This window comes from Alteromonas stellipolaris (assembly GCF_001562115.1).
GTDB lineage: Bacteria > Pseudomonadota > Gammaproteobacteria > Enterobacterales > Alteromonadaceae > Alteromonas > Alteromonas stellipolaris.
Genome location: NZ_CP013926.1, coordinates 261,602 through 284,476, shown reverse-complemented (window position 1 = coordinate 284,476; position 22,875 = coordinate 261,602). Strand labels below are relative to the sequence as shown.

20 protein-coding genes are annotated in these 22,875 nt (G+C 43.8%); 8 read left to right on the top strand and 12 right to left on the bottom strand.

The window, feature by feature from the left end; all coding sequences use genetic code 11:
• The first annotated feature begins 1 nt into the window (after position 1).
• From AVL57_RS01190 to AVL57_RS01175, 4 genes are all read left to right on the top strand, one after another.
• The gene (locus AVL57_RS01190) at positions 2-808 is read left to right on the top strand and encodes a thioesterase II family protein (RefSeq protein ID WP_082604988.1); all 807 of its coding nucleotides are present in this window, start codon (positions 2-4) and stop codon (positions 806-808) included.
• A 165-nt stretch (positions 809-973) separates the two neighbouring features.
• The gene (locus AVL57_RS01185; RefSeq protein WP_057794661.1) at positions 974-1,561 is read left to right on the top strand and encodes a 4'-phosphopantetheinyl transferase family protein; all 588 of its coding nucleotides are present in this window, start codon (positions 974-976) and stop codon (positions 1,559-1,561) included.
• A gap of 333 nt (positions 1,562-1,894) precedes the next feature.
• Positions 1,895-2,737 carry a HEAT repeat domain-containing protein gene (locus AVL57_RS01180; protein ID WP_057794663.1) on the top strand — a complete coding sequence of 281 codons (843 nt, stop codon included), beginning with the start codon at positions 1,895-1,897 and terminating at the stop codon, positions 2,735-2,737.
• Positions 2,738-2,739: 2 nt separating this feature from the next.
• Positions 2,740-3,510, top strand: a complete 771-nt coding sequence (locus AVL57_RS01175) for a hypothetical protein (protein ID WP_057794665.1) — start codon at positions 2,740-2,742, stop codon at positions 3,508-3,510.
• Between the two features lie 157 nt (positions 3,511-3,667).
• On the opposite strand, the gene AVL57_RS01170 is transcribed toward AVL57_RS01175, so the two are convergent.
• The 5 genes from AVL57_RS01170 to AVL57_RS01150 all read right to left on the bottom strand — a co-directional run bounded on the left by AVL57_RS01170 (position 3,668) and on the right by AVL57_RS01150 (position 9,793).
• Positions 3,668-4,255, bottom strand: coding sequence for a single-stranded DNA-binding protein (locus AVL57_RS01170; RefSeq protein WP_057794667.1), 588 nt, complete (start codon positions 4,253-4,255; stop codon positions 3,668-3,670).
• Positions 4,256-4,553: 298 nt separating this feature from the next.
• The gene (locus AVL57_RS01165; protein WP_057794670.1) at positions 4,554-6,116 is read right to left on the bottom strand and encodes a sodium/sugar symporter; all 1,563 of its coding nucleotides are present in this window, start codon (positions 6,114-6,116) and stop codon (positions 4,554-4,556) included.
• Positions 6,117-6,386: 270 nt separating this feature from the next.
• Positions 6,387-7,526 carry a galactokinase gene (gene galK, locus AVL57_RS01160; RefSeq protein WP_057794672.1) on the bottom strand — a complete coding sequence of 380 codons (1,140 nt, stop codon included), beginning with the start codon at positions 7,524-7,526 and terminating at the stop codon, positions 6,387-6,389.
• Positions 7,519-8,574, bottom strand: a complete 1,056-nt coding sequence (locus AVL57_RS01155; protein WP_057794675.1) for a UDP-glucose--hexose-1-phosphate uridylyltransferase — start codon at positions 8,572-8,574, stop codon at positions 7,519-7,521. Before AVL57_RS01155 ends, galK begins: the two co-directional genes overlap by 8 nt.
• A gap of 202 nt (positions 8,575-8,776) precedes the next feature.
• Positions 8,777-9,793 carry an aldose epimerase family protein gene (locus AVL57_RS01150; RefSeq protein ID WP_057794677.1) on the bottom strand — a complete coding sequence of 339 codons (1,017 nt, stop codon included), beginning with the start codon at positions 9,791-9,793 and terminating at the stop codon, positions 8,777-8,779.
• 284 nt (positions 9,794-10,077) lie between these two features.
• Between AVL57_RS01150 and AVL57_RS01145 the strand changes: the two genes are divergently transcribed.
• Entirely contained in the window at positions 10,078-11,079 is a 1,002-nt protein-coding gene (locus AVL57_RS01145) for a substrate-binding domain-containing protein (protein WP_057794679.1), read from the top strand.
• 371 nt (positions 11,080-11,450) lie between these two features.
• Here AVL57_RS01145 and AVL57_RS01140 read toward each other — a convergent pair whose 3' ends face one another.
• From AVL57_RS01140 to AVL57_RS01130, 3 genes are read right to left on the bottom strand one after another with little or no spacing between them, the layout of a single operon-like run.
• Complete coding sequence (locus AVL57_RS01140; protein ID WP_057794681.1) at positions 11,451-12,311, bottom strand: alpha/beta hydrolase family protein; 861 nt, start codon at positions 12,309-12,311, stop codon at positions 11,451-11,453.
• Positions 12,312-12,340: 29 nt separating this feature from the next.
• Complete coding sequence (locus tag AVL57_RS01135) at positions 12,341-12,934, bottom strand: HAD family hydrolase (protein ID WP_057794683.1); 594 nt, start codon at positions 12,932-12,934, stop codon at positions 12,341-12,343.
• Positions 12,935-12,988: 54 nt separating this feature from the next.
• Positions 12,989-14,329 carry an MFS transporter gene (locus AVL57_RS01130; RefSeq protein ID WP_057794686.1) on the bottom strand — a complete coding sequence of 447 codons (1,341 nt, stop codon included), beginning with the start codon at positions 14,327-14,329 and terminating at the stop codon, positions 12,989-12,991.
• 199 nt (positions 14,330-14,528) lie between these two features.
• Between AVL57_RS01130 and uvrA the strand changes: the two genes are divergently transcribed.
• Positions 14,529-17,363 carry an excinuclease ABC subunit UvrA gene (uvrA, locus tag AVL57_RS01125; RefSeq protein ID WP_057794687.1) on the top strand — a complete coding sequence of 945 codons (2,835 nt, stop codon included), beginning with the start codon at positions 14,529-14,531 and terminating at the stop codon, positions 17,361-17,363.
• A 170-nt stretch (positions 17,364-17,533) separates the two neighbouring features.
• On the opposite strand, the gene AVL57_RS01120 is transcribed toward uvrA, so the two are convergent.
• Positions 17,534-19,033 carry an Hsp70 family protein gene (locus AVL57_RS01120; protein ID WP_057794690.1) on the bottom strand — a complete coding sequence of 500 codons (1,500 nt, stop codon included), beginning with the start codon at positions 19,031-19,033 and terminating at the stop codon, positions 17,534-17,536.
• Positions 19,034-19,201: 168 nt separating this feature from the next.
• Between AVL57_RS01120 and AVL57_RS01115 the strand changes: the two genes are divergently transcribed.
• Positions 19,202-19,636 (top strand): acyl-CoA thioesterase, encoded by a 435-nt coding sequence (locus tag AVL57_RS01115; RefSeq protein WP_082604990.1) that lies wholly within the window; start codon positions 19,202-19,204, stop codon positions 19,634-19,636.
• Positions 19,629-20,330: a 2OG-Fe(II) oxygenase gene (locus AVL57_RS01110; protein WP_057794692.1), complete on the top strand. Its 702-nt coding sequence runs from the start codon at positions 19,629-19,631 to the stop codon at positions 20,328-20,330. Before AVL57_RS01115 ends, AVL57_RS01110 begins: the two co-directional genes overlap by 8 nt.
• Positions 20,331-20,401: 71 nt before the next feature.
• On the opposite strand, the gene AVL57_RS01105 is transcribed toward AVL57_RS01110, so the two are convergent.
• The 3 genes from AVL57_RS01105 to AVL57_RS01095 all read right to left on the bottom strand — a co-directional run bounded on the left by AVL57_RS01105 (position 20,402) and on the right by AVL57_RS01095 (position 22,608).
• Positions 20,402-20,884 carry a DUF3299 domain-containing protein gene (locus tag AVL57_RS01105; RefSeq protein WP_082604991.1) on the bottom strand — a complete coding sequence of 161 codons (483 nt, stop codon included), beginning with the start codon at positions 20,882-20,884 and terminating at the stop codon, positions 20,402-20,404.
• A 97-nt stretch (positions 20,885-20,981) separates the two neighbouring features.
• Positions 20,982-21,512, bottom strand: a complete 531-nt coding sequence (ppa, locus tag AVL57_RS01100; protein ID WP_013785907.1) for an inorganic diphosphatase — start codon at positions 21,510-21,512, stop codon at positions 20,982-20,984.
• Between the two features lie 118 nt (positions 21,513-21,630).
• Complete coding sequence (locus AVL57_RS01095) at positions 21,631-22,608, bottom strand: class 1 fructose-bisphosphatase (RefSeq protein WP_057796453.1); 978 nt, start codon at positions 22,606-22,608, stop codon at positions 21,631-21,633.
• Positions 22,609-22,875 lie beyond the last annotated feature (267 nt).

Genomic DNA, 22,875 nt, shown 5'->3' with positions numbered 1-22,875 from the left:
AATGATGAACATGAAAAATAGTTTACTCAAATCGACTGAACCGCGACTTTTGAAACCCGTTGTGGAAAATGCGTCAGCCCCATATCAATTGATATGCTTCCCGTGTGCAGGAGGCAATGCATCCATGTTTCAAAGCTGGGCTGACTTTTTGGGTGCGGACATCGAATTGCTAGGGCTACATGCACCGGGCAGAGGGGCGCGCTTTGCTGAGCCCGCTTTCGATAATATGGACGCTCTGGTAAATTGTCTACTAGATGAGGCAGACGTTTTAGAGCGCAAGCCTTACATTTTATTAGGACACAGTTTAGGCGCCAGAGTCGCCTACGAGTTTGCAAAACGTGCTACGCAACTTGGTTATCCTGCTCCCTTGCATTTTATTGCGTCTGGCAGCAGAGCGCCTAATGGACCTAAAGTATCCTCTCCTACACACTCGCTGCCCTCTTCAGAGTTTATGAATACTATTCTAGAAATGGGGGGGATACCTGATGAGGTGAGGGAGAGTCAAGAAATGCTTCACCTACTGGAACCTACCTTTCGGGCGGATTTCAAAATAGCAGAACAATACACTAGCACAGCTATTCCTCTAGACTGCCCGATAACTGCGATATGTGGCGACGAAGATTATAAAGTGCCCGAAGGGCTGGTTAAAAAGTGGGGATCATTTACAACGTCCTCATGGTGCGTAAGGTGTTTTTCTGGCGGACACTTTTTTATCAACCAAAACCCTCATGTAATACCTGAAATCAGCCGTTTAATTGTTCGGTGTTTTGCGTTGTTCACTAAACCCAAAATGGACATGGTGAGTTAAATGAATAGCCTCGCGCTAACATCTAAACAGTCGGCTCTCACACGGTTTGTCTCAAAGCAAACAACGCGTTTCCTTGATAGCACGAACATATGTTTGAGTGTATGTCATTTTGTGCCACACCATTTCCATCCAAATTATTTTGAAGCGCTGAATATAGAAAAACCAGTGGAATTAAACAGCGCAGTTTACAAACGGCAAGCTGAATTTCTGGCTGGACGGTATGCAGCACAGCAAGCCTTGAAACATATAAACGTGCCAGACAAGCAAGTGGGTCGGAGTATTGAACGCGCACCAGTTTGGCCGCCTGGAACGATTGGGTCAATTTCGCACAGTGACTCAATAGCAATATGTATTTCTTCAATACGACAAAAGCACATTGCACTGGGCGTAGACATAGAACCTATCATGTCTTTAGGCGTAGCAAACGATGTGCATCGTTTGGTCATGTCTAACAATGAACGCAAATATTTTAATACGCTTGCGATGAATGAAAGCGAAGCCGTTACATTTGTTTACTCCGCAAAAGAGAGCTTGTTCAAAGCTATTTTTCAGTTTATTCCGCAATATTTAGATTTTAGCGCATCGGAAATCGTGCATGTAGATGAACGCAACGCACATTTCAACATCGTTATTCCGTATTTACTGGGAAAAAATACGCCAACCGATGGTGTTTTCCATGGTTCCTACACTAAATATAACAACCATTACATCACGCTAATAAAAATTAAGGCAAAGGGAGAGAAAACAACATAAAAACCAAAGAGAATTTAACCAGAATAAAAAAATCAACATTATTAGAAAAGTTTAATTAGTAATTTTAAATCTATACCAAATAGAGGAATTAACAATGAAAATTGCAAAGCTGAAAAATATAGTACAAGCAGCCGACAAGGGAGCCCTTACAAATAATACACCATGTTTCGTCGTGTTTATCGGCAGACATGGTTCTGCTAGCTAAGTATTGACTGCCTTCAAATAAATATCATCACACACTCGCTGTAGGATGCTTTTCGCAGTGCAAATTAATCCTATGTATGTGGTGATATTCACTGTCTGTAGTTTAAGTCTAGCAAAGAGGAGAACTTCTTGTTTTTAATTCAAGAGAATAGTAACCACCCGATTAACGATATTGTGTCGTCACCACCTGATGAATCTGCTTCGCGGACGAAAATTGAGAGGTTATTACAAACGGGAGAACTCTCTCAGTTGGTCAATGAAAACCTCCCTGATATTCTACTGCGTAATAATTCAGCGTCGCTATCGAGCGAATCAATCAACGAGGAAACTACATCGCTAACATGGCGTATAGCCAAAAGTGATGTGGCAAATTTTGTGATTAAGATCCTTAAGGGTTCGCCTCACAACGCAAATGAACCTCATTTTTTGACGCCGAACGATATGTTCATTTTTTTTCATGGCGATGGAGTATGTGAAGCCATTATTTATGAATTTGAAGCCGTCGAAAACGACAACAACTTCGAGGCACAAAGAAAAATTCAGAAATGCGAGAAAGTCACCTTCCGAAACGGACACAGCGTTATGCTTCACGCTGGTGACACTGGAATGCAAATATTAAAGATTGATAAATTAGCGATGTTTGAAGTGAGTGCACTTAAACATAGTGACATTGTGTGGAATTTCGATCCAAAGTCTAAAACCATGCTTTATCCCTCCGCGGCCGACGTAGGTAGCTCTAGACTGGAAAGCGCCATGAATGCACTTAAATCGATTGGCGATGCGAATTCGATTCCTATCATTGCGAAAATCGCTCGGAATCATCATCAACATTTTTTACGCTGGTCAGCCATCGAAACCATGGCGTTTCTTAGTCCAGAGCACGCTGAAGAGCTTTTGAAAGATGCTTTGAACGACCCGCACCATGAAATTCGCCTGGCGGCTCATGAATCACTAACTATGAATGGTATATAAAGATGGCAAAGATATATCAGCAGCCGATCAATGAAAGTATTGAATTAGATGAGTTAATTGATTTATTGCGATCATTTGATACAAAAATTTTTGATGACAATCATATTGAAGAATCAATCCTTGCCCTGAAAAAGCTTTACAATAATCGACGATTCTTAACCTTGCATCTCAACTCACTGCTCAAAGATTTCACAAAGGAAGACAAGAATTTCTATACATTTCAGGTTTTCATGATTGCGCAAGAGAAATATTTTAATGTAAGAGCACCAATTTGGATGCCAGCGTCGGGGTTGGCGTCAGACAAAGCGTTTATTTACGATATTCCGCACGACCATAACTTTAACCTCATCACCCTGGGTTACCTAGGTGATGGTTATAAAACTGATATTTATCAATATGATGTAAACTCTATTGAAGGTATATCGGGAGAGAGCGTACCGATTTATGGTCATGAACAGTATCAGCTCAAACCTGGCAACGTGTTGCACATGGGGATAAATTCTGACATTCATACACAAATCCCACCCAATGATCTGAGTATTTCAGTCAACATTATGCAAACCAAGACGTTATCAGATAAGCAATTTATTTTTGATATAAAAAATAATCGCATTTTAAGAAAGATTAATGGCGAAAGAGATCAGGCATTACTTGACCTTGCAGAGACGCTGGGCGATGAGAACACGACAGATATCATCGAACACTTAAAATCAAAGCAAATCTTACGCCCATCCCAAGAACGATTAACCCGACAGTCGCCCAGTGTGTTATAACGGTCAGCATCGCTTCAACACTCCGCTTTGTCTGAGCAAATGTATTTTGATGCGTTCTCGACAAAATCAATCATAATATCTAATAAATTTTCTTAAAAAAACCCTGTATTAACAGGGCTTTTCATGAAAATTTCTTTACACTGTAAAGGTTGGAAGACTAGAACGGAATATCGTCATCAAAATCAAAGTCCGGCTCAGCCATTGGAGGCTGCTTAGGCTGTGACTGACCACCGCCTTGGTTAGGCGCTTGTTGTTGATAACCGCCTTGATTTTGACCACCTTGGCTCTGGCCGCCTTGCTGCTGATAACCGCCTTGGCTTTGACCACCTTGTTGCTGATACCCACCTTGCTGGTTGTTCTGAGGGCGTTGATAACCGCCACCCGCATTACCACCACCACCTTCGCCACCGCGACCACCAAGCATTTGCATTTGGTCTACAATGATTTCTGTGGTGTAACGGTCTTGGCCTGACTGATCTTGCCACTTACGCGTTTGCAATTTACCTTCAACGTAAATTTGAGAACCCTTCTTCAGGTATTCTCCGGCAATTTCTGCTAAGCGACGGTACATAGTAAGGCGGTGCCACTCAGTGCGTTCCTGCATTTGGCCTTGCGGATCTTTCCAGCTTTCGCTGGTAGCCAAGCTTAGGTTCGCAACGGCGTTACCGTTAGGCATGTATCGTACTTCAGGATCATTACCTAGATTTCCCACAAGTATGACCTTGTTAACGCCTTTCGTTGCCATTGGTGTCTCCTGTAACGTATTTAGTGCCTTGCTGATCTATCACTTTGTGACAACAACAAGTGCGAAAGTTTCATCGATATTAGCCGATTAGTATATCTTATTTTGAACGGGAGAAATTAAGTTTTTTCTTTCCCACTCGCTTTCAAATTTGAACGCTATCAAAATATTCATAGCTTGTCGGCTGAACTTTCGCATGGTTTTATTGGGCGCTTGATAGATTAAGCGCCCAAACCATTACCAGTTACTTTCTACCTCCAGTGGCTTTTTACCGCCAGCAGCGCTTTACCAGCAGCAGTCTTTACCACCAAGCGCCGTAGAAGGCGATAAGCAAACACACTACGGCGAAGGCTGCAATATTAAACCCTTTCGTTGTGGCGAATTCGACCTCATCTAAATCTACCGCATTTTCATGTACACCTTTTTTCTCGGCAAGCGACACGATGATTGCCACAGAAACACAAAGTAAGAACACGATACCAACACGGTCAATAAACGGCAGTTCAGGCCAGAATTGACGGAATACTATACTAAGAACAAACGAACCTAATGCCGCGCACAGTCCACCGGTCGCGGTGGTTTTCTTCCAGAACATACCCAATACAAACAAGGCGCAAATACCTGGCGTAAAGAAGCCTGTAAATTCTTGTATATATTGAAAGGCTTGATCGAAATTACCCAATAATGGTTTTGCGGTAATCATGGCAATAATAAGTGATACAAAGCTAACAATTCGGCCTACCTTCACATAGTGATGTTGGCTTTCATTTGGGCGTTTATCTTTGTATAAATCCATAGTGAAAATGGTCGATACACTGTTGGTCATCGAAGCTAACGACGATACTATCGCTGCTACTAACGCGGCAAAAATAATCCCTTTCAACCCTACTGGCATCATGCTCATTAGTGATGGGTAGGCTTGATCAGGCTTTGAAAGCTCCGGCACTAATAGCACTGCCGCAATGCCTGGTAACACCACAATCAATGGCATTAACAGTTTAAGGAATGCCGCAAACGCAATCCCTTTTTGGGCTTCTTGTAGGCTTTTCGCCGCCAGTGTGCGCTGAATAATGTATTGGTTAAAGCCCCAGTACGACAGGTTCATTATCCACATACCACCAATGAGGACTGAAATGCCCGGCAAGTCCATATAATGCGGATTATCTTTCGATAAAATCATATCGAATTTTTCAGGTAGCTGGTTACTTAGGTCAATAAAACCTTGAATAGGGCCATTACCACCACTGATTAAATTAAGCGCAGTATAGGATAAAAACAAGCCGCCGAATATCAACAGTACCACTTGAATAATGTCGGTGAGTGCCACGGCTTTTAGCCCGCCGTATAGCGAATAAGCTAGTGAGAAAGCACCTAGGAATATCATTCCGTAAACCATGTCCACACCAGCAATAGTGTTAATGGCCAAGGCACCTAACCACAATACCGCGGTTAAGTTTACAAATACGTAAACCCCTAACCAAAATACTGCCATGACTTTACGTACGCGATGGTCGTAACGCTGCTCTAAGAACTGCGGCATGGTATATATTTTGTGCTTTAAGAAAATGGGTAAAAAGTATTTTCCTACAATAATAAGTGTGATGGCTGCCATCCACTCATAAGAGGCAATAGCTAATCCCAGCTGGTAGCCAGAGCCTGACATACCAATGATCTGCTCTGCCGATATATTAGCAGCAATCAGCGATGCCCCTATTGCCCACCAAGGCAAGCTAGAGCCTGCTAAGAAGTAGTCGTTTGTATCTTTTTCGTGCCCCTGCTTTTCCCTTGATACCCACCATGCGATGCCGATAAGCGCCACCACATAGATCACAAACACTGTGATATCTAACGATGCTAATTTCATAGTTTTTCCCAACGATTATTTTAGTTTTGCGGTGCGAATTTTCTCGATGCAGGGTCGATGAAGGCTATTGGTATTATTATTAAAGTTAAAGTCCACACCATGACTTTCTTTATGACTTCGCCAAAAAGCGCATCATTAATATCACATTTCATTAACTTGGATGAACAAGAAATATAAATTTAAGGCAAAAAAAAGCGTTATCTTGAAATTCAAAACAACGCAAGGGGCACAAGTAATCGTTAACGGGGGGCTTGTGTATTACATGAAAAATTAAGCAAAGGCACCTTGAGTGGCTGTGCATACATAAATATCGGCTTTGTAGCCCGTCTCATCGAAGTACTTGTCGGCCACCACTTGCTTAACCGCAACCACTGAGTCGGTTGGAACTAACGCCACAACGCAGCCACCAAAACCGCCGCCAGTCATGCGAACGCCACCGGTTTGACCTAACACTTCGCCAATAATCTCTACAAGGTAGTCAATTGGCGGTACGGTAATTTCAAAGTCATCGCGCATAGAAACATGAGATTCAGCCATCGCCTCGCTCACCGTAGTGATATCACCTATCTTCAATGCTTCACTTGCACTTAATGTACGAGCGTTTTCAGTAATAATATGACGGGCACGGCGATAAACCACTTCAGGCATATGAGGCTTAGCGGTTTCGAGCATTTCAATAGTCGCTTCACGCAACGAAGGAACGCTTAATAACGATGCGCCTTGCTCACACTGTTCACGACGCAAATTGTATTCGCTGTCTACTAAGCCACGTTTTACATTTGAGTTAATGATCACAATTTGATGTGATGAAGGCAGTGGAGAATGTTCAATCGCCAGTGATTGGCAATCAAGCAACATTGCACTTCCTTCGTGACCCATGGCCGATACCAGTTGATCCATAATACCGCACGAACAACCCACAAAGGTGTTTTCAGCTTTCTGACCAAGTAAGGCCGCTTGAACACCGTCTAACGGTAATTCATATAATGCGCTAAGGGCTTTCAAAATAGCGATTTCAAAAGAAGCAGATGAGCTTAAACCCGCGCCTTGTGGCACGTTGCCTGTTACAACAAGATTAGCACCAGCAAAATCGGGTAAGGCATCTTTAAGGACTTTGACCACGCCACGCACATAGTTGGCCCAGCCTTGATTATCATCATACTGAATATCAGCCAATGAAAACTGGTTTTGTTGGTTTTCATAATCAAGGGCTGTCACAACAATGTCGTTGTCATCACGTTTTGATGCAGCAACCCAAGTACCAAAGTTAATGGCGGCTGGAAACACAAATCCTTCGTTGTAGTCGGTGTGCTCACCGATTAGGTTCACTCGACCTGGCGCGTGGGCAATAAGCGTAAGCTCTGTGCCGAAACAACGTGTAAATTCTGATGAAAGTAACTGGTTATCCATTGGTGTTCTCGCGTTTCTTATAATGCACTACAGGCAGTGCTTTTAATCGGTCTGCCGCTTGCTCGGGCGTAAGGTCGCGCTGAGCTTCAGCCATCATTTCGTAGCCAACCATAAATTTACGTACACTTGCTGAGCGTAGAAGTGGTGGGAAGAAATGGGCGTGTACAGTCCATTCTGGATGCGTTTCGTTATCGAACGGCGCACTATGCCAGCCCATCGAATACGGGAATGACGTTTCAAATAAGTTGTCGTAACGGCTGGTGATATCACCAATAATTTGTGCCAACGAGTACGCTTGAGCATCGGTTATTTTATCTAATGACTGTACGTCAAAGCGCGGAAGCAATAAGGTTTCGAAAGGCCAAGCAGCCCAGTATGGCACCACGACAACCCAATCATCATTTTGGCAAACTACGCGCTCCTGCTTTTCAACTTCTTGTTCGGCGTAATCAAGCAGCATTGGGCGCTGGTTTTCTGCGTAGTATTGACCAAGTTGAACTAGCTTTTTCGCTGGGTCTGAAGGTAAGTGCTGCTGCGCCCATACTTGACCGTGAGGATGTGGGTTTGAACACCCCATCGCTGACCCTTTGTTCTCAAACACTTGAACCCAAGTAAATTCTTTACCTAGCTCTTCGGTTTGTGCTTTCCAACAATTCACCACTTCAGTGCGTTCATCGTCGGTAAGTTCCGGCAACGTTTTGCTGTGATCTGGAGAGAAGCAGATAACACGGCTGCAACCTTGCTCGGTTTCAAACTGGAACAACCCACTCTTTTCGCTGGCTTGTTGGGTATCTTTTTTCAACGCTGCAAAGTCATTTTCAAAAACGAAAGTACCTGTGTAATGAGGGTTTACCTCACCGTTTACCCGAGTATTGCCTGGGCATAAATAGCAAGTGGGATCGTATGATGGCTTTTGCTCGTTCGAAGGCTCTTCAGATTGTCCTTGCCAAGGGCGCTTAGCGCGATGTGGCGACACTAAAACCCATTCACCTAGCAATGGGTTATAACGGCGATGTGGATCGTCAGTTGGGTCGAAGGGCTTTCCCATAATTTCTCTCACTATTTATTTGGCTTTCGTTGCAATTTTGCCACACCGTCACCAAATAAATTTTGTGTGAGTGGGTGTAATCAAACCAAAAAGGTTAAACGTTTACCCTCAATAATATAGTAAGGGCTCACGATTATCAATTATCGAATAAAGATAATACATTGTTAAATAAATTAACAATTCAAATGTACTATCTTTTCGTTTAATTCAGCGTAAATTGATACCGAATTTTAGCGCTAAAGGGTTTATCGGGAGAAATGATGCAATCAGGAAACTCTGGTTTATTCGGTGCATCGGGAAAGTGCTGGGGCTCTAAACATAATGCGCCAAGCTGACTGTCAGTTTCTAAGCTACCCGTATAGAATTGAATACCCGGTAAGTCGGTGTATAAATCCATTTGCAGATTTGTATCTTCAGCAAACACTTGTGCCTGAGGCTTTCCAGCTTCCACCTTATTTAATACAAAGTTATGATCGTATCCACCCACTAAATTATACAAGTCATGTGATTTTGCGCTGTTTTCGTTCACCCTGGTGAGTGCGCTAAAGTCGAAGGGCGTACCGGCTACTTCTATAAGTTTACCTGTTGGCAATAAAGTACTGTCTGCATCGGTAACCCGTTCAGCGTCAATTTGCACCAACGTGTTTTCCACTGTCTCATCTTTACTTAACGTAAAATATGCGTGCTGGGTAAGGCTGAAAGGGGTCGCTTTGTCTGTAGTAGCATTCAATGAGAGCGATAATGTATTAGAATCATCTAGGGTATAAACAGCCTCAACATTTACGTTGCCAGGAAAACCTCCCTCGCCGTCAGGACTAAATAAGCTTAGAGATAACGAAACACTATCTGCATGCGTTTCTGCCTTAGCTTTCCACATCTTTTTATGGAAACCTGGAATGCCGCCGTGCAAGTTATGTTCCCCCCCATTTTTATCGAGGTGATACTCAGTACCTTTCAAGGTGAACTTTCCATGCCCAATGCGGTTAGCGAAACGCCCTACTATTGCATTTCTGTAACTGGGATCGTCCACATAGCCATCTATGGTTGAATATGACTGCACGCAAGCATGAAGCTTACCTTGGTCATCTGGCACATTTAATTCGTGAATTATGCCGCCATAATTCAAAATTTTTGCCTGTATACCTTGTGAATTACTTAACGTGTAAAGGGTGACTTTATCACCATTAACGACACCAAAATCAGACGCTTCAACTTTCATAACAATGCATTAACCTTTTTTGCAAGAAATGAAGATTACCATTTTTTAATTAATAGGCTGGCACGACCTCAACAGCAAGGAGGGTATACGTTTTCTTATTCTGTTTATAGTGCTATTTGGTAGAACATTTTTATGTTTTTTTGTAAATATACTGTACGCTGTACGCCATAACAGAGGATAGTTGCAGCCAATATGCCTAAAGTGAGTGGCAGAAATGCTTACTGGCCTACCTAAACTGCGTGTCTTCACTTCTATAACCTAATAATAATTGCTAATTTTTCTGTATGGCTACGATTAAAGACATTGCTCAGGCTGCAGGTGTATCTCTTGCAACCGTTTCACGCGTTATAAATAACGGCCCAAAGGTTGGCAAAGATACCCGTCAGCGGGTAAAACTCATCATGGAAGAAATGGGTTATAGACCCAATGCTAATGCCAGAGCTTTAGTGACCAAGCGCAGTGCATCGCTAGGCGTAGTGTTAGCTGAACTTCACGACCCTTTCTTCGCAATGCTTGCCCATGGTGTTGAAACCGTTACTCGTAAGAATAACGTTCAAATTCTATTAAGTGCGGGCTCAATAGAAAAAGAAACCGAATTGCGTGCTATCGAAATTTTACTGGAACACCGCGTAGAAGCCATGGTGGTTCACAGTAAGGCGTTAGATGATAAAACCCTTATCGACTTTTCTAAGCAAGTGCCGGGCTTTGTGCTGATTAACCGCTTTATTCCCGAGATTGCTAATCGTTGCGTTTGGTTAGATAACGTCACCGGCGGGCGCTTGATGGCTGAACATGCTATCAATCAAGGTCATAAAAAACTGGCGGTAATAAGCAGCCAATACCGTATTGATGATCCTAATCACCGTTTAGAAGGCATAGTTAACGCTACCGAAGCAGCCAAGCTTACCTTACCTGAAAGCATGATTGAGTATGCGACGCCAGATCAAGAAGGCGGCGAATTGGCCATGCAGAACTTACTCGCTACTGGCGCTGAATTTACTGCGGTGCTTGCCTATAACGATGCTATGGCGTCTGGCGCAATGACCATGTTACAAGACCATGGTATCGCTGTACCCGAGCAAGTGTCGGTGATGGGCTATGATGATGTGCTGTTAGCCAAATATTGTCGCCCTAAATTGACCACCTTGCGTTACCCAATAGAAATGATGGCAGCAAAAGCGGCAGAACTTGCGCTGAAATACGCTGCTGGGGCAAAACCTGAAGAAGGTCTTACTTTTAAATATACGCCTACTATCGTTAAACGTGACTCGGTGGTAAGGGTCTAGCTCGCTATTTTCCTATCCTAGAGCGAGGCTTGGTACTTACCTTCATCGATAGGTAAAAATTATGAAGGTAAGTCGCTATCTGTTAGAAAATTTCATGGATGATAGATCTTGACAACTTACTGAGCTTGATCTGTTGACGAAAACTTTTATCCCCAATCCCCTGCTACTAGCGATCCTGATACTGCTAAAGATCTACTTATTGACCGATCTAAAATAAACTTGCTACAGCCCTTGATTTAGTTGAGTTAACGTGATCTGACCAGTTAGTCTAGGCAGATCACGATCTTATTTTAAATTTATACGATAAGGGAGTTACCAACAACTTGATCCACACTTTATCCACAGGCTAAAAAGTGTGATAAACCTTGATTCTACGGGCTTATATGGCTGATGAAACGTTGATATTCTTGTATAGCGAAATCGTGCTTGAGCGTTGCGTTATGGGTAGCACCCGGTACAACACTTATGTACTTCGCATCACTGGCTGCGGTCGCTAACAATTGCTTGCTGATTTCAAAAGGGGTGATAACGTCTTTCTCACCAACCAACAGCCACAAAGGGCCTTCATAATGTCGTAAAATAGGCGCTATTTGCATTAGGTGTACTTCAGGATGAAGTTTCATGCTGGTCAATGAATTGGAAAACCCAGGTACCATGTTAGCGATAAGGTCAGATATGTTGTTAAACGCTCCATCGAGCACTAGCCCGCCAATAGGTTTATTCGCCGCCACATAACTGGCAAAGTAACTGCCCACGCCTCTGCCATGCACAATAGTGGGTAACGACTTATCGAATATACCTTCAGCGTAATCAAAAATAGTCAATGCATCGGCTTTAATGGCGTTAATACTGAGCTTTTCAGATTTATCACTGGCACCCACACCTTGGTAATCCATCCAAAGAATATTCGCTGGAATCTTTCCTAAGCGATGCAGCACACTATTGTTTTCGCTCACTGGCATACGGTTATCGGCGTAAAAAACAATATTCACAACAGGCTCGGCATAAGACACAGCAACGCCTCTTAACGTTAGGCCTTGCTCATTATCAATTTCTACGCGAGTAATCCCCGCCGAAGTTTTATCTTGCTCAATGGCCGCATGTAGCTTCGTGGTTGTCAGGGGCTTTGTTTGTGTGTCTTGATGAAAAAAAGCACTTGGCGTCACATTAATTGCGCAGGCGGCTAAGCCTAATGACATAACCGCCACAGTAAATATTTTCGAGAATGTCATATCACAATCCTTGTTGACTAAGTGTTTGCTTACACCAATGAATTTACTATCTTACCGTCTTTTACCATAACACATGTCATTCCTGCACCTAACGCAGCTCGTTGACCCATTTCAGTATCTTCAAATACTACGCAATCTTCTGGCGCAACATTCATTGCTTCTGCAGCCATAAGGAAGGTTTCTGGGTGGGGTTTGCCATTTTTGACATCATCAGCCGTGACCAATGCTTTCAATTGCTCAATAATATTATGATGACTTAGTAACCACTCGGCATGGGGTCTGTCAGAGCCTGTGCCTACCGCAATAGGGTGGCTTTGTATGTAGTGATTAAATACGGCAAGGGTATCTGGAATTAACGTAGGGATATCGGGTAAATTTTCAGAAGTACGCTTTTTAAAACCAGCGACTTCTTCAGCATCATTTTGTTTGTTGTATTTGGCGTTCAACATCTCAACAGTCTCAAGTGTTGGCACGCCCCCTAAACTGTGGATGTAATCAGCATCAAATGGGTAGCCGAATACTTCACAGGTCACTTGCCACGCGTTGATATGTCTGCCCATTGAATCAACTAGGGTGCCATCCATATCAAAAATAATGCCTTTAAAAGACGATAAATCTATCACGGTCGCACTCCTTACGTTCGTTATTTCAGCCTATTTAAGCTTAGGTTTTGTTTACTAAGCGCTATCAATTACCGCCCTAGCTTGGGTAGCATCGAAGTCTCGGTTCACTTTTAAATATACCGTGCCATTTTGACTATTTAAAGTCACCTCTAAAACACCTGGAACCAAAGAAATATTTTTCTCTAACGCGTCTTCCTGATGCGAGTTAAAGCTACCGTTCATCATGACACGCTTAACGCGGCTTACTTCTTTTAGCCCATAAATAATATAGAGCCAAAGTAACGTACTTACCCCACCAATCATATAGGCGATATCAGGCGACCAAATATCGGTTACAAATCCAGATAACATGCCACCTAAAAAGGCGCCAAAGAATTGGAAGCTAGCGTAAATGCCCATGGCAGTGCCTTTTTGACCTGCCGGCGCAATACTGGAAACAAGAGAGGGAAAGTTGGCTTCTAAATAATTAAACCCAGTGAAAAAAAGCACGACAGCTGCAGTCGTTATCCACCAACTATGGTCTTTCATGGCAAGGGCTGCAAATGCACTGCCCATAAGTACCACGGCGAAAAGTAGATAGGATTTTGGTGTGCGGCCTCTGGCCATACCCATCATAATAACTAACCCCACCACCGAAATACCTAATACCGGTAAGTACACGGTCCAATGGCTATCAAGGGCCATATCAAAATGCAGTAAGGTTAAAGGTAGTTGCACGAACAACAGAGTGATAAGCATGTGCAAAATAAGCACGCTAACGTTTAAGCGCCAAAGCTGTGAAGAGAACACTAAGCGTTTAAGTTGACCCTTTTGAGGTAACGTATCGCCGCTGCTGAGTATTTCGCCATTAGGCACAACCCATTGCACCAACGGCATACAAACAATGGCTAACACACCGGTTATAGCGAAAATACCCGCCAAGCCCCAATTATTCGCAATGAGTGGCCCTAACAGCACTGCCATGTAAAAGGAAAAGCCAATTGCTATGCCGATAACTGCCAGTACTTTTGCCCGTTGGCTTTCACGGCTAACGTCGGTGGCTAATGCCATAATGGCCCCGGCGATGGCGCCTGCTCCTTGTAATATACGCCCTACAATCAGCCACGCCATAGTGTCGGCATTGGCCGCCACGAAACTCCCGAACGCAAATACAGCCAGTCCGAACAAAATAACGGGTTTTCGTCCCCATTTGTCAGACATCATACCCATTGGAATTTGCAAAGCAGCCTGTGTTAAACCGTATCCACCTACCGCTAGCCCCACCATTAAAGGTGAGTAGTCTGAATAATCCATAGCAGCGACGGCTAACACCGGCATCACCATAAATAATCCCAGCATGCGTAATACATAAACAGATGCTAGCGCTAGCGAGGCGCGCAATTCCAGAGCGTTCAAAGCTGTACCGTTCCTCTAAATCAATGTGGGCGCGAAGTGTAGCATATATTAGTAAGCTGCCTACGTTCGAAATATTCGATTAATGTAATCTTAAGTTGATCTCATTGATAGCCAATCAGTATAACTTGATCATGCAATGCAATATCAATTTGCTTGACGACTATGGCATACTGATTCTTTTTTTCGCACTTAGGCTTCAATGGATAAAATCGAGATACGCGGTGCTCGCACCCACAATTTGAAAAATATCGATTTAACACTGCCACGAGACAAGCTGGTAGTGATAACTGGGCTGTCAGGCTCAGGTAAATCGTCTTTAGCTTTCGATACCCTATACGCAGAAGGTCAACGTCGTTACGTTGAGTCGTTGTCTGCGTATGCCCGTCAGTTTTTATCTATGATGGAAAAACCTGATGTTGACCATATAGAGGGTTTGTCACCGGCTATATCCATTGAGCAAAAGTCAACGTCACACAACCCTCGTTCAACCGTGGGTACTATTACCGAAATTTACGACTACCTTCGTTTGATGTTTGCCCGTGTTGGCACGCCACGATGCCCAGATCACGATGTGCCGCTTGATGCGCAAACCGTGAGTCAGATGGTAGACAAGGTGCTGGCAATGCCAGAAGGCAGCAAGTTAATGCTGCTAGCACCTATCGTGAAAGAACGTAAAGGTGAACATTTAAAAACTCTGCAGAATTTGTCTGCCCAGGGTTTTATTCGTGCGCGAATAGACGGCGATGTATGTGACTTATCCGATCCACCGCCATTAGATTTACACAAAAAGCATACTATCGAAGTGGTAGTAGACCGCTTTAAAGTGCGCGATGACTTAGCGCTGCGCTTATCAGAATCTTTTGAAACCGCATTAGCGTTAGCTGGCGGCAATGCGCTTGTAGCCGACATGGACAACAGCGATGCTGAAGAAATTGTATTTTCAGCTAACTTCGCGTGCCCGCACTGTGGTTACAGTATTAGTGAATTAGAGCCTAGATTATTCTCGTTCAATAACCCTGCTGGGGCGTGCCCAACCTGTGATGGTTTAGGTACACGACAGTTCTTCGACCCAACACGTGTGGTGGGTAACGACGAGTTAAGCCTTGCAGGCGGCGCAGTGCGTGGCTGGGACAAACGCAGTTATTATTATTTTCAGATGCTGCAATCGGTTGCCGATCATTACGAATTCGACCTTACTGGCCCCTTCGGCGAGCTAGATGAAAAACACAAAGACATTGTGCTGTATGGCTCTAAAGGTAAGTCGTTAGCGTTTAAGTATATTAACGAACGCGGCGATGTAATGGAGCGTAAGCATCCGTTTGAAGGCATTATTCCAAATATGGAGCGCCGCTATCGGGAAACCGAGTCTAACGCGGTACGTGAAGAACTTGCTAAATACTTAAGCCAACAGCACTGTAGCAGCTGTAATGGTACACGCTTGCGCGTAGAAGCCCGTAATGTCTTTATTGAAGACACTACACTGCCTACCATTGCAGATAAATCTATTGCCGATGCCTACGAGTTTTTCGAAAACTTATCGTTAACAGGCCAAAAAGCCCAAATAGCGGAGAAAATTCTAAAAGAAATTCTCGATCGTTTACGCTTCTTGGTTAACGTTGGCTTGAACTACTTATCCCTTTCACGCAGTGCCGATACCCTCTCGGGCGGTGAAGCGCAGCGTATTCGCTTGGCGAGCCAAATTGGTGCTGGATTAGTAGGTGTAATGTACGTTCTTGATGAGCCTTCTATTGGGCTTCACCAACGTGACAACGAACGCTTATTGAAGACCCTTAGACACTTGCGTGATTTGGGTAACACGGTATTGGTGGTAGAGCACGACGAAGACGCCATTCGTGAAGCCGATTATATTGTAGATATTGGCCCTGGAGCCGGTGTACATGGCGGTGAAATTATTGCTGAAGGTCAGCTTGAAGATATTCTAGCAAGTGAAGACTCACTTACTGGAAAATACTTATCTGGCCGTGAAAAAATTATTATTCCTGAAGTTCGCACACCTATTAAAGATGATAAATGGTTGGAGCTAAAAGGGGCCACAGGCAACAACTTGAAGTCAGTAGACTTGCGAGTGCCTATGGGCGTGATGACCTGCGTAACCGGTGTATCTGGTTCAGGCAAATCTACCCTTATTAATGACACCTTTTATAAAATCGCCCACTGTGAATTAAACAAAGCTACTACCTCTGAGCCAGCGCCTTATATTTCGATGACGGGGTTAGATCAGCTTGATAAGGTGGTCGATATCGACCAGAGCCCTATTGGTAGAACACCGCGTTCAAACCCTGCAACTTACGCCGGAATTTTCACGCCTATTCGTGAAATATTCGCCGGTACACAGGAAGCACGTTCTCGCGGTTATAAACCAGGTCGCTTTAGCTTTAACGTGAAAGGCGGTCGCTGTGAAGCGTGTCAGGGCGACGGTGTAATTAAAGTAGAAATGCACTTCTTACCCGATGTATACGTGCCGTGTGACGTCTGCCAAGGCAAGCGCTACAACCGCGAAACCTTGGAAGTGAAATACAAAGACAAGAACATTCACGAAGTGCTAGAGATGACGGTAGAAGATGCTCGAGATTTCTTCGATCCCATTCCTGCCATTGCCCGTAAACTGCAAACGCTGAAAGAAGTAGGCTTGGCTTATATTCGTTTGGGCCAAGCAGCCACTACCTTATCGGGCGGTGAAGCACAGCGGGTAAAATTAGCCAAAGAACTGTCGAAACGTGATACCGGCCAAACCCTGTATATTTTGGATGAGCCCACCACAGGGCTGCATTTCCACGATATTAAACAGTTACTAGCCGTACTGCACCGACTCCGTGACCATGGCAACACAGTGGTGGTTATCGAACACAATCTTGATGTGGTCAAAACTGCCGACTGGATCATCGACTTAGGCCCTGAAGGTGGCTCAGGCGGTGGTCAAATTATTGCTGAAGGTACGCCAGAAGTAGTGGCTGAATCTAAGGTTTCTCATACCGGCCGATTCTTAAAGCCAATGCTTGAAGCACAAGCTTAAGCTCCTAAGCTTCAAAGGCTTGGCTTTTAAGGTTTGGCTTTTAAGGCCTGGTATTTAAGGCTTAGAATCAAGAAAAAAAACGCGCCTTTCGGCGCGTTTTTCTTTTTCGCACTGTTAAATACTTCAGCGCTTGATTAGCTTAGCAGCTAGGCAGCTAGCATAACTATGCTTTAAAACTTAGAGGCTTGAATAGCCAAGCCTTCGCACACAGAGTTAAACGCATCGTTCTCTAATCGAGGCAATCCGGTCAGTAGCTCCTCATACAATGCGTCGATAATAATAGGCGATAAGCTCATACCACCGGTAACCATCACAACCTCAGGTGCCGCAGCGCTTTTCTCTAAACATTCCACCACTAAGGCTTTTACCTTACTTAACCATGGCTTTAACGCACTTTTTAAGTCCTCGGTACTAATGTTCACATCAAAATCTTCTTCAATGTAATGCAGCGGTAAGGTGATCTTGTCTTTGCTAGAAAGCAGTTCTTTTGCCATTCTCACCGAGTTCACCACCCGCGCCGACAACTTATTTTCTTGTACTAGCAGCAAACGCTCTAATTGCTCAGGATGTTTGGTTACTGACATGGTTTGAGAAATCTCTAAACCGTAATCGTCAGAGAAAAAGCGAGTAAGAGCTGGAATATTATCCACCGCACACATATCAGAATAATAAGTAGGGGGAATAGGCAGGCCATTAATCATTTTAAGCCCCATTCCCATTTCAGGCGCAACTACTTTCAGCAACAGACTCTTATCACAATCCATGCCGCCTAAGCGTCTTCCGGTAACCGATAGCACGTCCTGCTTTCTATCCAGTTGGTTATTTCGTTCTGGTGAAAGATTAATACAACAGATGTCTGTCGTACCACCGCCTATATCCACAATAAGCGCTGTGGTATCGCGGGGTAATGTCTGCTCTATTTTATACGCTGCCGCAATTGGCTCATCCAGAAAATTAATTTTACTGAAGCCAGCGTTAGATGCTGCTTCGGTCATAATCTGAATGGCTTGGGTATTGCCCACTTCACCACGAGTACCGTGAAATTTAACCGGGCGACCTATAACTACCGAAGAAACCGGTGTTTCTAGTTGGGTTTCTGCACACTGTTTAAAATAGGCTAACTGTTTGGCAATAATGCCAATGAACGCCTTTTTCTGGTCGCCATCTAATGATGCACCTAAGAAATTTTTAGGTGAGTAAATTAGGCGGCCTTTATCAGGCATTTTTAAAAAGCGTTTAAACCCTTCTTCACCGAAGGCAAACTTGCCATGTTCCACTAAGCGTAACAATGGAATTTCTTCCAGTGACATCGCGTGCATAAGCTGCTGAATAGCCTTACGTTGCAACGCAGGTCGGTTATGGTATTCACCACGAAGCGATTCAATACGGTTGCTATAGCGCGACTGCTCTTTGGGATCTTTAGCGTCGTAATAGCCCTGCTTGGCTTTGTCTATTTGCTCGTTGATTAAACGCTGCAACTGCGACACTTTAGCTTCCACCATGGCATCAGGCGGAGGCGGCAGCTCATCCTCAAAGTATATAAACACAGACGAGCGAATTTTATTGCCCTGTTCAAGTGACGGGTCGAGCTTTATATGTCTATGGGTAGCGCCATCAAAGTACACCACCTCAGAATTTGAGGTACCGTAATCAATCCCAATTGCAGTCATAATTATTGTTTAATCAGAAATTTGGCGCAGATTGTAATTTAAAACCACGCTGGAATCACTTTTCATCTTAATTTCGTTTCCAATGGCCTGTCAGATTGAGCCAGATTACTGAAAAACCCAATGTAGCGTGATAAAGTGAAGACACATCACAATAAAATTAGAGGCGATATGTCAGCAGTAACTCCATCTGAAACCATCCCTATGGAAATGTCATTCGAAGTAAGGTTTTGTGAGACCGATGCCCTGCAACATGTGAGCAACACCGCGTTAGTCAGCTGGTTTGAAGCTGCTCGGGACCCTATCTTCAGAATGTTCACGCCAACGATGGATTTACAGAACTGGCCGCTTATTTTAGCAAGCTACAAAGTTGATTTTCTTGCGCAAATTTTTTACGGCAAAACCGTTACCGTAAAAACATTTATCAGTCGTTTAGGGAACAGTGCGTTTGATGTGTACCAAGAACTTTGGCAAGACGGTAACCTGTGCTCAACGGGGATAACGACTATGGTACATTTCGACTATAAGCAGCAGCGCTCAGCCCCCATTCCTGACGATATAAAGGCTACGTTACAAGCACACTTTAAGGCGCTACCTAATGACTGATTTAATTGAAGTTATTGATGACGTTCTGTCACCCGAATTGTGTACTCAACTTATCGCGCGTTTCGAGAAAAGCCCAAACCTAACTCAAGGTAAAACTGGCGGCGGTGTCGATTTAGATAAGAAGCGTAGTGTTGATGTGTCTATCTCTCAGCAGCCTGAGTTTGCAGACTTATTTAAGCAGGTGATGCAGCTAACAGGCGAGCAATTGGTGAAGTATATAGAGAAATACTATTACGCACTAGTTGGTCCTATTGGCCTAACCGTTCGCCATCCCAAAACGGGAGAACCGGTTAAGCTTACCGGTGAAAACTTTGAAGAAATAGGCAAACCTAACCTTCATAATTTGGTCAACTATCTTTTTCGTATTGGCGACATTAACGCACAGCGCTACACCGCAGGTAATGGCGGCTACCCTTACTGGCATTCGGAAGTGTATCCGCAAGCGCCTCACAATGAAGCTTTGCATCGAGTATTACTGTTTATGTTTTACTTAAATGATGTGGAAGATGGTGGGGAAACGGAATTTTATTATCAAGATAAAGCCGTAAAGCCTAAGGCAGGCAGAATGGTCATTGCCCCTGCTTATTTTACCCATACTCACCGTGGGCAAATACCTAGAAGCAACGACAAGTACATTCTTACTTCGTGGCTATTGTTCAATCGTGCAGAACAAATCTATACACCACAAGGCTAGGCCACTCTTTTTGATTATGAGCTCCCTAGCTAAGTGGAGCTTATCTTGGCTTAAGCGAAGCCAGCATTACCCTAAAAAGCACTTACCTCGATACCTTTAAGTCGATAGCCTACCGATGCGATATCGCCTTTCCAGCCTTCAGTGGTAAGCTCGCCAGTTACCCAAATCGCGTCGTATATATTATCAAGAGGAATACCTTCTTCAAACGTCACGTACACAATTTGGTTCGACGCAGGCGGCGGCACATGAATACAAGCGCCAAAGTAAGGCACTAGCAAAAATTCGGTCGTGAGCTCAGGCGTGCCTTCAAGGGGCACCACAAAGCCAGGAATTTTGACCCGCTTACCATCGAATGTATCGACCACTGGCGCATCAGGCTGCAACTGTGACATTTCTCCGTTGTGCTGAACGGCGGGAGGCGCAAGTTCATTAAACCCTTCTGGTACCAAATCTTCCCAATACACTTCTATAGGTTCTTCGTCGCTATACGCTGAGAACGACGGAAGCAATATCACCAAGGCTAAAACCAATGCCTTTCCCATGACTTTCAACATAACACTCACTTAAATAAAAAAGGGTAGCTATTAAAATAAAAAGGGCCGGTACTTACCAGCACCGACCCTTTTTAGCATGTCTTGTAAGCAGCGTGAATTATTCTGCTTCGAAACGCTTAACGCTTGCGACAATTTCTTCTTTCGCTGCAGCTGAACCAGCCCAGCCGTCAATCTTAACCCACTTACCAGGTTCAAGATCTTTATAATGAGAGAAGAAATGCTCGATTTGCTGTAGTAGCAACTCAGGTGCGTCTTCAGTTTCTTGTACTTTACGGTAAATAGTAGAAAGCTTGTCGATTGGCACTGCCAATACTTTAGCATCTTTACCAGACTCATCAGTCATGTTCAAAACACCAATTGGGCGACAACGAATTACCGAACCCGCTAGCAATGGAAATGGTGTCATTACCAATACGTCAACTGGGTCACCGTCTTCAGACAAGGTGTTAGGCACGTAACCGTAGTTAGTTGGGTAATGCATGCAAGTTGCCATGAAACGGTCAACAAACATAGCGCCTGAGTCTTTGTCTACTTCGTATTTTACCGGGTCAGCGTGTGCTGGAATTTCGATAACTACATTCACTTCTTCAGGCAAGTTCTTGCCCGCAGGAATATCATTCAAGCTCATTCTAAGGTCCTTTCAATGATGTTTTAAAAAATTTGGCGCTAAGTATACGGTGACGGCGGCAAAATAAAAACGGTTTAGCGCTAATCACACGCAAAACCGCCTTTATTTAGCGATTTTTCTATTCACTTTTACCGTAATAGCTTAAACAGGTTTCAACTTCTTCTTTAGAACCAATAATACATGGCACACGTTGATGTATTTCTTCAGGCATTACTTCAAGTATACGCCCTGTACCAGTTTCCGCTTTACCACCGGCTTGCTCCATCAAAAATGCCATAGGATTTGCTTCATAAAGTAAACGCAATTTACCCGGCTTAGAGGGGTCACGTTTATCGTATGGGTACATGAAAATACCGCCGCGGCATAACAACCGATGAATATCGCCCACCATGGCTGCTACCCAGCGCATGTTGAAATTTTTCTCACGAGGGCCATCTTTACCCGCTATCAAGTCGGCAATGTATTCTTGCATCGCAGGTTCCCAATGACGCTGGTTCGATGCATTAATAGAGTACTCAGTGGTTTGCTCTGGCACTTGAATATTAGGGTGAGTAAGAAGGAAACCACCGTGAGTTTTATCTAAGGTATAAATATGTGTGCCACGCCCAGTACTAAGAGCAAGCATAGTAGAAGGTCCATAAAGTACGTAGCCTGCTGCAACAATTTGTGTCCCCGGCTGAAGAAACGCTGATGGATCATCTGGCTCCATCCACTGAGGTGCATGGGTAATAGAAAAGATAGTACCAATTAAGCTATTAATTTCTGTGTTTGAAGAGCCGTCCAACGGATCGAAACTAACAAGGTATTTCCCATCAGGATGACAAGGTACTACATCATCTTCCTCTTCTGATGAGATGGCTTTTACATAGCCAGATTCGCGAAGCGTATCTTTAATAATATGATTAGAGATAACATCTAACTTCTTTTGTGTTTCACCTTGTACGTTTTCTGACAAAGTAGAACCCAATACGCCAGCAAGCGCACCTTGACTCACCCGGAATGAAATTTCTTTGCAGCTCGCCAACAAGGTTCTTATAAGCAATATGAGCTCTAGCGGGGCACCATCTTCTTGCAACTGGGAATTTAAACGTTTCATCTTAGTTAAGCCTTTTTTTAGTGTGTAGGGTATGACAATACAAGGCGCGCAGCTTTCCTTACCGGCTTTCTCTTGCACTACCAACAAGCACTGCTTTATATGCTTGTTAAATTGATTGTAACCGTGAATGCACCGAAGTGGAATAAGGCAGGCGCTGCCAATCTACACAACATACCAGTGAAAGCAGGCAATATGAGTGAAAATGCATTATTTAACCTGCAATGGTTCTGATAAAGTAGCCAGTATTCAATGCAGTAAAAAATGAGA

Bases quoted from the DNA above. Each gene is read 5' to 3' on its own strand.
- AVL57_RS01190 (WP_082604988.1), top strand. From the start codon at position 2: ATGATGAACATGAAAAATAGTTTACTCAAATCGACTGAACCGCGACTT.
- AVL57_RS01175 (WP_057794665.1), top strand. From the start codon at position 2,740: ATGGCAAAGATATATCAGCAGCCGATCAATGAAAGTATTGAATTAGAT.
- AVL57_RS01170 (WP_057794667.1), bottom strand. From the start codon at position 4,255: ATGGCAACGAAAGGCGTTAACAAGGTCATACTTGTGGGAAATCTAGGT.
- AVL57_RS01165 (WP_057794670.1), bottom strand. From the start codon at position 6,116: ATGAAATTAGCATCGTTAGATATCACAGTGTTTGTGATCTATGTGGTG.
- galK (WP_057794672.1), bottom strand. From the start codon at position 7,526: ATGGATAACCAGTTACTTTCATCAGAATTTACACGTTGTTTCGGCACA.
- AVL57_RS01155 (WP_057794675.1), bottom strand. From the start codon at position 8,574: ATGGGAAAGCCCTTCGACCCAACTGACGATCCACATCGCCGTTATAAC.
- AVL57_RS01150 (WP_057794677.1), bottom strand. From the start codon at position 9,793: ATGAAAGTTGAAGCGTCTGATTTTGGTGTCGTTAATGGTGATAAAGTC.
- AVL57_RS01145 (WP_057794679.1), top strand. From the start codon at position 10,078: ATGGCTACGATTAAAGACATTGCTCAGGCTGCAGGTGTATCTCTTGCA.
- AVL57_RS01140 (WP_057794681.1), bottom strand. From the start codon at position 12,311: ATGACATTCTCGAAAATATTTACTGTGGCGGTTATGTCATTAGGCTTA.
- uvrA (WP_057794687.1), top strand. From the start codon at position 14,529: ATGGATAAAATCGAGATACGCGGTGCTCGCACCCACAATTTGAAAAAT.
- AVL57_RS01120 (WP_057794690.1), bottom strand. From the start codon at position 19,033: ATGACTGCAATTGGGATTGATTACGGTACCTCAAATTCTGAGGTGGTG.
- AVL57_RS01115 (WP_082604990.1), top strand. From the start codon at position 19,202: ATGTCAGCAGTAACTCCATCTGAAACCATCCCTATGGAAATGTCATTC.
- AVL57_RS01110 (WP_057794692.1), top strand. From the start codon at position 19,629: ATGACTGATTTAATTGAAGTTATTGATGACGTTCTGTCACCCGAATTG.
- AVL57_RS01105 (WP_082604991.1), bottom strand. From the start codon at position 20,884: ATGTTGAAAGTCATGGGAAAGGCATTGGTTTTAGCCTTGGTGATATTG.
- ppa (WP_013785907.1), bottom strand. From the start codon at position 21,512: ATGAGCTTGAATGATATTCCTGCGGGCAAGAACTTGCCTGAAGAAGTG.
- AVL57_RS01095 (WP_057796453.1), bottom strand. From the start codon at position 22,608: ATGAAACGTTTAAATTCCCAGTTGCAAGAAGATGGTGCCCCGCTAGAG.